Source organism: Flavobacterium sp. GQ95 (assembly GCF_059758655.1).
Genome location: NZ_JCAXEB010000018.1, coordinates 21,229 through 34,532, shown reverse-complemented (window position 1 = coordinate 34,532; position 13,304 = coordinate 21,229). Strand labels below are relative to the sequence as shown.

Genomic DNA, 13,304 nt, shown 5'->3' with positions numbered 1-13,304 from the left:
AAGAGACATCATGAAATATAGTTTTAAAATAAAAACATTAGGAGCTGCATTAATGACAGCTGTTATTTTATCAAGTTGTAATAGCGATTTTGATGAAATAAACACAGATCCTAATTCGCTTACTGAAGATCAGTTAGATGCTACGCTGGCTGGACCATCATTTGCATCTGCAATTTATGCAGGTATTCACAACGGATCTTATTCATCACCAGGTGTAGATGATCAGGGAACCTGGGGTATTGCAACGGGTATTTTATCGTCAACTTTTATTCACTATTTAAATTGTGGATATGGTACGGAGAGAAATGCATTTGTAAATGGATACGAAGGACGAGGGTGGACAAGATTTTATACCGTTGCCGTGCCGGCTTTAAACAATGCTGTTAAAGCATCTGAAGGAAATGCCGAAGCTTTGGCAATTCTTAAAATCTGGAAAGTTTTCATGTACAATCAAATGGTAGATGCTTACGGGCCAATTCCATACACTGCAGCAGGAAACGGTAAAGAAAAAGTACCTTATGATAGTGTAGAATCTATTTACGAAGACTTTTTTAAATTACTTGACGAAGCAAATGCTTCTTTAAGTAGTTCTTCTCTAACAACAGTGGCTGCTTTTCAGCCAAATGATCGTTTATATGCTGGTAATGTTGCTAACTGGAGAGTATTCGGAAACAGTTTAAGATTACGTTTAGCATTAAGAATCTCTGATATTCAGCCAGATAAAGCAAAAACACAAGCTGAAGCTGCTGTAGCTGCGGGTGTTATGCAAACAAATGAGCAGGGAGCTTTCTTTAAAGCAAGTAATATTACTCCAAACAATTTAAACATGATTGTAAACAGCTGGGGGTATACGATGACAGCTTCTATGGAAAGTATACTTGTTGGATATAATGATCCAAGGTTAGCAAAATGGTTTGCTAAAATCGATACGGGTGTTTACCGTGGTCAGCCTGTTGGAGGTTTAGAAGATCAGTTTGGAACTACTAAATTCTCTGCTTTTAACAATGATGTTATGGGGAATGGTGCTGCAGGAAACCTAAGTGAATCTAAAAATATTGAAGTATTCATGGCTTCTGAAAACTATTTCAGCAGAGCAGAAGGTGCTTTGAACGGATGGAACATGGGTGGAAGTGCTCAAAGTTTGTATGAAGAAGGTATCAGAATGTCTTTAAGACAATGGGGAATTACAGATACAGCAGCAATCAATGCTTACGTAGCCGGAAATACATTACCAACTTTACCAAACATCTTAACAGTTTATCCAACTTTAGACTTACAAGATATACCTGTAAAATTGCCTGTTGCATGGTCAGCTGCAGCTGCAAATCAACGTACACAAATTGCGGTTCAAAAGTATTTGGCAATTTTCCCTGAATCGTGGGAATCCTGGGCAGATTTACGCCGAAGTGATGCAAAAGTAATCTATCCGGTTCTTAACACAGATAATAATGATGCCGGAGTTGGTAAAAGCTTAATGAAAAGAATTATTTATACAACAAATGAATATTCTTCTAATAAAGATGCTGTTACAGACGGAATCACAAAACTTAAAGGTCCGGATACCGGAGGAACTAAACTTTGGTGGGATACTAAATAATTAATTTGGTTGAGTAAAGACAAACACATTCTTTACTTAAAAACGCAAAAGGAGAGGAAACTCTCCTTTTGTTTTATATAAAAGTTAGATTATGAATTTAAAAAAATATTGTTTGATTGTTTTATTAGTTTCTGTTTTTCTTGCTTGTAAATCAATTAAAAACGAACCTAAAGCAGTTAATATTACCCAAAATTATATTGCCGAAAATCCGGTAACGGCGGCTAGTCATGCATCAACATTGGTTGAAATCGAACCCAATACGCTTTTAGCAGCCTGGTTTGGCGGGAAATATGAAGGCGCAAAAGATGTCAGCATTTATATTTCATCTTATAAAGAAAAAAAATGGTCCGCTCCTGAAAAAATTATAAGTCCTTTAATAAAAGAGGGCGATACCTTGCCATGCTGGAATCCGGTTTTGTTTAAAAGTAAAAGTCAGAATCTATATTTATTTTATAAAGTGGGGAAAAATCCGAGAGAATGGTTTGGCGCTATGATCGTTTCAAAAGATGATGGAAAGACCTGGAGCAATGCTAAATATCTGCCAAAAGGAATATTGGGGCCAATCAGAAATAAACCAATCGAAACAAGTCCGGGAATTATTTTATGCGGAAGCAGTACCGAAAGCATTACTGATAATAAATGGCGGGTATTTATAGAAACCTATACAGAAGCAACTGATAGTTGGCTTATAACAGATATTCAGGATAAGAAAAACTTTGATATTATTCAGCCAACATTCCTTTTTCATTCAGATAAAGAAATTCAAATTTTATCCCGAAGCAGGCATAATAAATTAATTTCAAGCTGGTCAGATGATTACGGCAAAACATGGCAACGAACGGATAGTATTAATGTTGTCAACTCAAATTCAGGAGTTGATGCTGTAACACTGTCTAAAAAATCATTTTTATTAGTGAATAATCCTTTAAAAATGGGAAAAGATTGGTTTAATGGTCGAAATGTTTTAGATGTAGAATATTCAAAAGATGGTGTGCATTGGAAAAAAATATTTAATCTGGAAAACCAACCGGAAGGTGAATTCAGTTATCCGGCTATTATTCAAACTTCAGATCATAAAATTCATGTATTGTATACTTATAATAGAAAGTACATTAAGCATGTTGTATTTGAACTGATGAAATAATTGAGTTTGTTAAAATGTCAGCTACTTGAATATATATGCCACAAAATAGCTTCAATCTCTGTACTTCGGAAAAGATTAACCATCAGTTCGTTTTTTCGTAATGGCTATTATGTAATATCTCTTTTCTGAATGATATTCAATTCCTTATTAAAAGAATTTCTATATTTTTTGATATACTCTGAAGGTTTCATTCCAAACAATTTTACGAACTGTTGACGGAAATAGCGTTGATCTTCTATACCAACCTGTGGTCCAACCTGCGCGATATTAATATTTTCTGTAAGCATAATTACTGCGGCTCTGCGGATTCTGATAGATCTGATAAAAACATTTACAGTTTGTCCCGAAATTGCTTTAATCTTTTTGTAAAGACTTGAATGACTCATACCCATTGCAGCAGAGAAATTCTTTAGGTTAAATTCGCTGTTTTCAAGATTGGCTTCGACGATTTCGATACATTTATCAAGAAATTCTTTGTATTCAAGAGGAACTTTATTTGCATTTTCACGAAGTGTTATGCTGTCCAGGAAATACTTGCGTAATTGCCCTCTGTTTCGAATAACGGAATCAACACGTGCCAGAAGTATATCGCTGTCAAAAGGTTTGGTAACATAGTCGTCTGCACCTTCAGTAATGCTCTGCAAATGAATATCATTGCTGGTTGTAGCCGTAAGAAGTATTACCGGAATATGGCTTAAATCATCATTTTGTTTGATTTTTTTACATAAATCCAAACCGTTCATGCCTTCCATAGAAATATCGCTTAGTACAATATCAGGCATGTGTTTTTCGACAAGTTTCAGTCCTTCGAGCCCATTTGCTGCCGAATAAACAACATAGTTTTTGGAGAAAAGCTGTACCAGATAATGATTCATTTCAGGATTGTCTTCAACAATTAGCAATACTTTTTTTGTACTGATTAATGCTGACTGTATATTTTCAGGAGAAGATAGTTGATTTTTGCCTTTAGGTATATTTTGATTATCTGCCGGCATTCCTTCAAGAAGTTCACCTACCAAAGGCGACATTTGAGGATGATTCTCATTGATACTCATTTCTGCAAAATGGCTTTTTCCTTTTGGAAGTGTAATAGTAAACGAAGTACCTTTTCCTACTTTACTTTCACACTTTATTTCGCCATGATGTTTAGTCACAAAATATTTGGCAACATACAGACCTATACCAAAACCATTGCTGGCTTTAGACTTAATCTGCCTGAATTCTTCAAAAATAGTATCAATATCATTCTCATCAATTCCGCTGCCTGTGTCTGATATAATAATAGAAACATCAGCAGTATTCTCGATTATCTGAATACTTATAGATCCTTTATTAGGTGTAAATTTGAAAGCATTTGAGATTAAATTAAACAACGTAATCTCTATTTTTTCATAATCGCCATATATTTCAGCGGGTATTTTTTCTTCAATAAATTGATAATTTAAACTTTTAACCGCTGCCATTTGCGTAAAGCTTTCGTAGATTTCACGGCACAGGCTGTTTAAGTTAATCTTAGAAACTTTGAGTTCATCCAGATCCGTTTCTGCTTTTCTAAACAACAGTAATTGATCCGTGAGACTCAATAATCTTTTGGCATTTTTATAGGCGAGATTCAGGTCGAGATCATCTTCAGAACGGGTTTTTCTGTCAATGGCACTTTTTAGCGGATTTATAATTAAAGATAAGGGAGTACGCAATTCATGAGCCATATAAGTAAACATAGAAAACTGCTTTTCGGCATGTTCCTTGTCTTTTTTATGCTCCATACGGGCCAGTTTTATTTCGTAGCGAAGTCTTTCCTTGTTTTTATGATACCCTACGTACGCATAAATTGCACCGACAGCAGCAATTAGATAAAAGGTATAAGCCCACCATGTTCTATACCAGGGCGGAAGAATTTTTACCGTCGCGAGTGTTACTTCATTGGTCCAGTTTCCAAAAACATCAGTTGTTTTTACTTTAAAAACATAGGTTCCTTCAGTCAGTCTGGAGTAATTTGCCCTGTTGCTGTTTGAGGTATAGTTCCAGTCTTTATCCCATCCTTCGAGAAAATAAGCGGTATTAATTTTTTCGGAATTGACATAATCAAGATAAACAAAATCAAAACTCAATGCCGATTTTTCATAAGGAAGTTCGGCTCCACTTATCATTTCGAGTTTTTTTTCTGTGATATAAGGACTGTCCAATTTTAAAGACTGATTGTTTACCAGCAAATCATTTAATAGAAATTTGCCGGTGTTTTTTTTGTCTTTTATATTGTCCGGATCAAAAACATTGAACCCGTTTATACCGCCAAAAATAAATTCTCCTGTAGAAAGTTTCGTACCGGCATTCCAGCTAAATTGATTGCCCTGAAGTCCGTCAGAAACTCCAAAATTTCTGAAAGTGTTGGTTTTAGGGTTCAATCTTGAAATCCCGTGATACGTACTCATCCATAAATCTCCTTTTTTGTCTTCTAAAAGGCGAAGTATTGTATTGCTCGAAAGACCGTTTTGTGTAGTATACTTTTTGAAAGTGCCCGTTTTTCGGTTAAATAAAAGAAGACCACCTTCAACGGTACCAATCCAAAGATTTTTGTTCTGATCTTCCGTTATGCATCTGATAGTATAAGCTGAATGATAGTTTTTTACTTTTTTTGTTTTTGGTTCTATCTCAAAAAACGAATTGAATGTGCCGCCCCAGATTTTTCCGTCTTTGGTTTCGTAGAGACAAGTAACATCCCGCAAAGTGGTACTATAGCAGATGAATTTATTTTGTTTTTTATCAAATTGATATAGTGCTCCGCCGTTAGTAACGGCAAGCCACAACGTTTTTTTTGAATCTATGAACAGCAGCCATGATTCCTGTTCTGCTTTTTTAGTGAATTGATTATAAATGGAGAAATTCTGAATTGCTTTTGATTTGGGATCAATACGGCAGACTCCGCCTTTCCACATGGCAACCCAGATCGCATTATCAAAATCCCTGACGATGCTAGTAACAAAATTGCTTTGAATTTTTCTGCCGGCAGCTGATGTTGTCGAGTAAACGTTGTAGGTGTTTTGTTTTCTGTTCCAGTACCGCATTCCAGCGCCATCAGTGCCAATCCAGATGTTTTTCTTTTCATCTTCGCAGAAAGAAAGCATGAAGTTTGCGGCAGGATCTTCGTCTTCTTTATTGGTCAGTGGATCCTTGCTTTTAAAATGATTAAAGAAGAGCGGGTTTTCCCCCATCATGCTTACGCCCCCACGCAGGGTTCCGAACCACATTTCTCCGTTTTTGCTTTGGAATATATCATACAGAGATTTACTTTTAAGCAATGAAACAGGGCCGCTGGCACGATATAAAACAGGAGCAGTCTGATTTTTTGTAAGGGTGTAAAGACCAGCTCCGTCAGTGGCAATCCAGAGTCTGTTTTCCTGCTGATAAAAATCACGCACGACTGTTTTCTCCAGAAAGTAATTTTTAGAATAGGTATTCAGATGGTCATTATATAAGTAAGCCCCTTCGTCTGATCCAATCCAGAGTCCATCATTTGTTAATTTAATGCAATTTGCGCCCGTAATTGTATTGTTGAGAAGCGTTAGTTTTTTTGATTTAATATCGTACTGGCAAAGACCGGTTCCGGTTATAAAAACATAGAAGATTTGTTTTTTCGCATTATAAGCTATTGATCTTGCGATATAATTTAATTTTCCGTTGAAAGGTATTGCCGTTCCAATTTTCTCACCTTCCTTATAAAGTACGATTGCCTCTTTTGTCGCGACAAGAATCATATGTAGAGCATGTACAGCAATTATTTCGTAGGCGGTAATGTTTAAAGGTTTGATTTTTTTGTTCGTATCATAATATTGCAATGGACTAAAAGAAGACCGTTCTGCATTAAAAACCACTGGCCCGGCAGTTGTTCCTACCCACAAATTATTTTCGAAGTCACCTTCTATACAGCTAATGGCATTTCCCTGAATAGAATAGGGATCAGTGTGAATATGGCGGTAAATCTTAAAATCATTTCCATCATATCGGTTAAGTCCATCAAAAGTTCCAAACCACATATAGCCATTTTGGTCCTGATAGATAGAGGCAACAGAATTGTTAGAAAGTCCCGATGAAATATCAAGATGCCTTATCGGGTAATTCTGTCCTGATGCCTGTAGGTGCAGAAGACTGATAACAAGAAAGAGCATTAACTTATTCATAGAAAATTTTTTAAAAAGCATGTTGCTCTTTGATATACGAAAAATAAAAGGGATGTGATCAGAAAGCGGGATCAATTTTTTTATGTGAATATATTTGAAATCTGTATACTTTGCGAAATTAACACAATTATTATGTAATGCTTAAAAATAGCATTTGTTTTTTAGATTAATGACTGTTTCTGATGGCTGTATTTTTTGAATTGCTCTTATCAACAATTAAGATTTTGAGCGTTTTCAGGTTGTTTTTTGATGTCATATGGAAATTATTAAATCTATTATTATAAAGGTTAATTATTCATATTATCATTTTTTTTAAAGCAAAAAAATAAAGAATATGTTTTTATAAAGTGTTGTGTCTACACTTTTACGAAATTGTCCCCTTTTATAAATGAATTTTTCCCTGTCTTAATACCTTGCTCTGTACTTAATTTGCAGAGTGAGTTGATACGCTATAACGTTTGAGTAATAATCTATTATTTTTTTGTTCAGCGTAAGTCAATGAAAACAAACTAACCAATTATCCTAACCGAAAACAATTTAAACATGACGAACATTCCAATTAAAATTTACAGAGGGAAATCTTTTCTTATTGTAAAAGAAAGAGCAGACTAATATTCTTTCAATCACTTGAAACCAACAGTAATTAAAAAAAACTAACTTAAACCAACCCAATTAAAAAGTATGAAAATAATTAAAACCAAATTTTTACTTTTACTACTCTTACTTCCTTTTTGTGTTTTTGCTCAGAACACAATTAGCGGTGTTGTCCTGGAAAAAGCGTCCGGACAGCCCATACCAGGAGTAAACATAAAAGTATCAGGAGCAAATAGTAGTGCCTCTACTGACTTTGACGGAAAATTTCAATTATCCGGAGTAAAAACAGATAGTAAAATTACGTTTTCCTATACCGGTTATTCCGCTCAAACGATTCCGGTTACCGGACAAAAAAACATAACGGTATATCTTGAAGAAGATAATAATCAACTAAAAGAAGTAGTGGTTCAGGTAGGTTACGGAAGCGTTAAAAAGAAAGATGCCACAGGATCTGTTACCGCACTTACTACCAAAGACTTTAATAAAGGAAATAACATTACAACAGAAAATCTGCTTAACGGAAGGGTAGCTGGTTTAACAGTAAATTCAACGGGTGCTCCGGGTTCCAGTTCTCAAATTAGAATTCGTGGAGGAAGTTCGCTTTTTGCAAGTAATGATCCCCTTATTGTTATCGACGGTTTACCTCTTGATAATACTACCAATACAGGGTCTTCTTCCTTTTTAGCCTCATTAAACCCTGCAACTGTTGAATCTATTACGGTTTTAAAAGATGCATCGGCTTCTGCAATTTACGGTTCACGAGCTTCAAATGGTGTAATTATAATTACCACTAAAAAAGGAAGCAAAACATTATCCGTAGATTATAATGTACAATATGCTGCGGGCACGCTAACCAAAACGGTTGATGTTTTTAGTGCAGATGAATTTAGAAGTGTTATTGCAGACAGAAGAAGCGATGATCTAAGTAAACTGGGAACTGCTAATACGGACTGGCAAAAAGCAATATACAGAAACACCGGGACGGTAGATCAAAGCTTAGCCGTTAGAGGAAGTTTATTCAATATCATTCCGACAAGTTTGACGCTGGGAAATACAGATCAGCAAGGATTGCGTTTAACCAATAATTTTAAAAGAAACACAGTTGGTTTAGTAATGAATCCGGCATTCCTTGACAATCATTTAAAATTGAGACTTTCCGCCAATTATACAGACGAAATAAACAGATTTACAGATGCTGTCGAAGGAGCGGCTATTGGTTTTGATCCAACACAGCCTATAAAAGTCGAGGGAGCACCTTATGGCGGTTATTTTGAATATACTACCGGAGTTGATGCCAACGGAAATTACCCTTTAGTATCAACTGCAGCAAGAAATCCTGTTTCGCAATTGTTGAATACAAATGACAGAGGAACGAATGACAGAATTTTTGGAAATTTTGAAATGGATTATAAATTTCATTTTTTACCTGCTTTGAGAGCTGTTGTAAATGTGGGTTATGATGAATCGAATGGAGAAAGAACAAGATTGGTTGGTGCTGATGCCGGTTCTGCTCCATCAAACAACAACATTCCATATGGGACAAATGAATATACAGAAGCAACCAGAAAAAATAAATTATTAGATACTTATTTAGTTTATAACAAAACCTTTAGTTCATTGAATTTTGAAGCGACGGGTGGTTATTCGTATCAAAAATTTCAAAGCTCAAGATTTGAAACGGGCAATATTCTAAACCCGGATTTACCATCAACATTTCCTGAAACCACTCTGGATACAGATGTTGTTTTATTAGGATTCTTTGCCAGAACAAACTTAAATTTTAGAGATAAATATCTATTAACGCTATCTTACAGAAGAGATGGTTCTTCAAGATTTGAAGAAGCTAATCGTTGGGGGAATTTCCCTTCTGTAGCTTTTGCATGGAAAATTAAAGAAGATTTCTTTAAAGAAAGTACGACATTATCTGACTTAAAATTAAGATTAAGTTATGGAATTACAGGACAACAAGATATTCCTGAGCCAAACGGATACCTGCAAAAATACCAGCTTGGCGGTGGAAATTCTGAGTACTATTTTGGAACAAGTCCAGTTCCGGTTGCACTTCCTTCAAAAAGAACAAACAATTTGAAATGGGAAGAAACCACTTCATACAACGCAGGTCTTGATTTTGGTTTTTTAAACAATCGCTTATCCGCAGGACTTGATGTTTATTACAAAGAATCTAAGGATTTATTAGTAAATGCAGCAATATCTGATGGTAGTAATTTTTCTAACCGTGTGTATCAAAACGTAGGCAGCTTTACCACAAAAGGTGTCGAGTTTACGATTAATGCGAATGCTGTCAAAACAGAGAATTTTAACTGGAATATGAATTTTAATTTATCGAAATTTGAAAGAAGAATCAAAAATCTGGTAAACGGAAGCGATATCTTTTTAGGAGACAACATTGCAGGAACAGGAACTCCCGGTCAAATTTTCAGAGAGGATTACACTCCTTATTCTTTCTATGTATACAAACAATTATACAACAACGAAGGAAAACCAATTGAAGGAGCTTTTGTAGATTTAAATGGTGATAATATCAAAAATGATTCAGATAAATATATTTATAATAATCCGGATCCTGATTTTACTTTAGGATTTGCATCGAATATGAATTATAAAAAATTTGATTTTTCATTTAATTTAAGAGCCAGTATTGGTAACCGAATTTTTAATGCCGTTGATGCCAGCAGAGCACAATATGATGCTATGGAAAACGGAGGGGTTTTAAGTAATATTCCATCTCAGGTAACAGAAACTAATTTTCAGACTACCTCAAATGTGGTGTTGTCAGATCTTTATATAGAAAATGCTTCTTTCTTAAAAATGGACAATATTACGTTAGGATACACTTTAAACAACTGGCTAAACAGTAAAGCATCGTTAAGAATGTCGACTGGAGTTCAGAACGTTTTTGTAATTACAAAATATAGCGGTTTAGATCCTGAAATTACCAATAACGGTGTAGACAAAACAATTTACCCTAGACAACGATCTGTTTTATTTGGTCTTAATCTTAAATTTTAATAACGAAACGATGAAAAAATATATTTTAATAACAATTTTAGCATTGACTACCGTTTTTCAGTCTTGTACTGATGACTTAAACGTAGTGTCTAAAGATGATGACGTTCTTTCGTCTGATGTTTTATTTTCGACTCCGGACGGATATAAAAAAGCTTTCGCAGGAGTATACGGAAATTTAACTTTAACCGGAGTATTGGGTCCTGATAATTCTTCGCTTGAAGGTGTAGATGCAGGAACAAGCCAGTTTACAAGGTGTTTATTGTACTTGCAGGAATTAACAACAGACGAATTGGTTTGGAGTTATGAAAATGACGGAGGAACCGCAGAATTACAACGTAACATCTGGACACCTGCAAATCCTGTTATTTTAGGAATGTTTAGCAGAACAATGGTTTCTGTTGCTTATTCAAACGAATTTTTACGTCAGAGTACGCCTGAAAAACTAAGTTCAAGAGGTATTGCTGATGCTACAACTTTGGCTGATATAGAACTTTACCGTAAAGAAGTTCGTGTTTTAAGAGCGTATGCTTATTATAACATGATGGATTTATTTGGAAAAGCACCAATGTATACTGAAAATGATCCTGTAAATTTTACCGGACCTGAGTTTAACAGAAAACAATTATTTGATTTTATCGAAACGGAACTTAAAGCTGTTTTACCAGATTTAAAAGCAGCCAGAACGAATGAATACGGGCGACTGGACCAATCTATGGCACGTATGATTTTGGCAAAAATGTATTTGAATGCCCAGGTATATATTCAGGAAAATCGTTTTAATGACTGTATTACAATGTGTAATGAAATCATTGCTGGCGGTTATACTTTAAAACCAAAATACCTCGACAACTTTAAGGCAGACAACAATACCTCTCAGGAAATCATTTTCGGAATCCAGTCAGACGGGGCAGTTTCTCAAAACTGGGGAGCAACAACTGTTTTAACAAACGGGCAAATTGGGGCTTGGGAAAACAATGGTGCCGACTTTGGAATTGGCGGCTGGACAGGAGCACTGAGAATCAGAAAAGAGTTTGCTCAGAAATTTGACGGAACAAAATTCAGTCAGGATACCAGAAATACAATAGGAAAAGGTGTTCAGGGCGATCCGGGAAAACAAAGATCTATTGATATTGAAGATATTGGTGTAAAAACACAAGGCTATATTTTATCTAAATTTTCTAATAAAACGTCCACAGGAGTTAACGGAATCAGTTCTACATATGCTGATACTGATTTTCCATTATTCAGATTAGCCGATGTGTATTTAATGTATGCAGAAGCCACTTTAAGAGGCGGAAACGGGACAACTACTCAGGCTTTAAATTATGTAAATGCTTTAAGACAAAGAGCTAATAGTAACTCGACTGTTGGAAACATTACATTAAGCGAATTAACGCTTGATTTTTTAATTGATGAAAGAGCTCGCGAATTGCACTGGGAAGCACACCGAAGACAAGATTTAATTCGTTTTGGAAAATATACCGGAGGATCTTACAATTGGGCATGGAAAGGAAATTCTTCAAAAGGAATCTCGATTCCTTCTTACATGAGCGTTTTTCCTATTCCGGAAGGATCGTTGGGAGCCAATAGAAATTTGACTCAAAACACGGGTTACTAAAACTTTTTTTAAACATAAACGATACAAAAAATGAAACATATATATAGAATTTTTATAGCTATTACCTTAATTACAGGACTTTGGTCTTGTGAAAACGAAGAGAATTTGATGATCTTAGAGCCTCAGGAAGCTGCTTTTTCAATCATTACACCTGATAATGGTTCTTCGACTATTTTAAATAAAGACACACCTAACAATACTGCCCTGACTTTGACCTGGGAAAAAGTGAGTTACGGAACACCTACAATCGTTACCTATACCGTACAGTTTGCAGCCAGTAATACGGAGTTTGCAGCTCCGGTAGATATTACGTCTTCTACTTCTACTCACGCAAGTATTACGGTAGCTGAGCTTAATGCAAAAGCACTTGAACTTGGTCTTACGGCTGAGGTTGAAGGAACAATCGATGTTAGAATTAAATCAACGGTTGGAACAACGCTTTCAGAGCCAAAACTTTCTACACCAATTACGATTGCATTGACTCCTTACAGAGGTGTGTTTCCTAGAATTGATTTGTTTTTAGTAGGGCCTGGTACTGCTGCAGGATGGAGCGTAACGAGCAACAACATGCCAATTTACAGAGATACAAAGGAAAATGCAAAGTTCTATTATACAGGTTTTTTTAATAAAGATGGTTTTAAATTAATAGAACAAATTGGTTTCTGGGCTCCGGCTTACGGAACAAATGGTGCGAAAGTACAATACAGAGCAACAGAAAGCGATACTGATCCGGGTGTATTCCCGACGACAGCTTCAGGTTATTATAGTTTTGAAGTTAATCTTGAAGAATTGACATACAAAATCACACCTTACACAGGACCAATGACAACGTATGCAACAATTGGTTTGACCGGATCTGTATTAACAGGCGATGATACCGGCTGGAACACAGAGGTTCCTTTAGTGAAATCTGCATTTGATGGCCATATCTGGAAAGTTACTCAAACCCTGAAAGCCGGAAAAATGAAATTCAAAGCCAACAACAGCTGGGATGTAAGTTGGGGCGATAATGGCGGAGATATTATTGTTGAGGCTGGAAAATATGAAATCTGGTTCAATGACCTGGATGGCCGTTACATGTTCATAGCAACTCCATAAATTGAATTAAAAAATAAGAGAAGCCTCAAAAGCTTATTTTGAGGC

The 13,304-nt window shown here is 35.6% G+C and carries 6 protein-coding genes; 5 read left to right on the top strand and 1 reads right to left on the bottom strand.

Annotation, left to right across the window (positions count from 1 at the left end; genetic code table 11):
• The first annotated feature begins 10 nt into the window (after positions 1-10).
• Together AC6CH4_RS23805 and AC6CH4_RS23800 are read left to right on the top strand one after the other, a co-directional pair.
• Positions 11-1,597: a SusD/RagB family nutrient-binding outer membrane lipoprotein gene (locus AC6CH4_RS23805; protein WP_498107450.1), complete on the top strand. Its 1,587-nt coding sequence runs from the start codon at positions 11-13 to the stop codon at positions 1,595-1,597.
• Positions 1,598-1,688: 91 nt separating this feature from the next.
• On the top strand, positions 1,689-2,741 hold the full coding sequence (locus tag AC6CH4_RS23800) for a sialidase family protein (protein WP_498107448.1): 1,053 nt from the start codon (positions 1,689-1,691) through the stop codon (positions 2,739-2,741).
• A gap of 107 nt (positions 2,742-2,848) precedes the next feature.
• Here the strand turns inward: AC6CH4_RS23800 and AC6CH4_RS23795 are convergent, their stop codons facing one another.
• Positions 2,849-6,919: a hybrid sensor histidine kinase/response regulator transcription factor gene (locus AC6CH4_RS23795; RefSeq protein WP_498107446.1), complete on the bottom strand. Its 4,071-nt coding sequence runs from the start codon at positions 6,917-6,919 to the stop codon at positions 2,849-2,851.
• A gap of 681 nt (positions 6,920-7,600) precedes the next feature.
• Here AC6CH4_RS23795 and AC6CH4_RS23790 point away from each other — a divergent pair.
• Genes AC6CH4_RS23790 through AC6CH4_RS23780 form a run of 3 tightly spaced genes read left to right on the top strand, consistent with a single transcriptional unit; the run spans position 7,601 to position 13,259 of the window.
• Positions 7,601-10,543 carry a SusC/RagA family TonB-linked outer membrane protein gene (locus tag AC6CH4_RS23790; protein WP_498107444.1) on the top strand — a complete coding sequence of 981 codons (2,943 nt, stop codon included), beginning with the start codon at positions 7,601-7,603 and terminating at the stop codon, positions 10,541-10,543.
• Between the two features lie 10 nt (positions 10,544-10,553).
• Positions 10,554-12,161: a RagB/SusD family nutrient uptake outer membrane protein gene (locus tag AC6CH4_RS23785; RefSeq protein ID WP_498107442.1), complete on the top strand. Its 1,608-nt coding sequence runs from the start codon at positions 10,554-10,556 to the stop codon at positions 12,159-12,161.
• 30 nt (positions 12,162-12,191) lie between these two features.
• Positions 12,192-13,259: a SusE domain-containing protein gene (locus AC6CH4_RS23780; RefSeq protein ID WP_498107440.1), complete on the top strand. Its 1,068-nt coding sequence runs from the start codon at positions 12,192-12,194 to the stop codon at positions 13,257-13,259.
• The last annotated feature ends 45 nt before the right edge of the window (positions 13,260-13,304 follow it).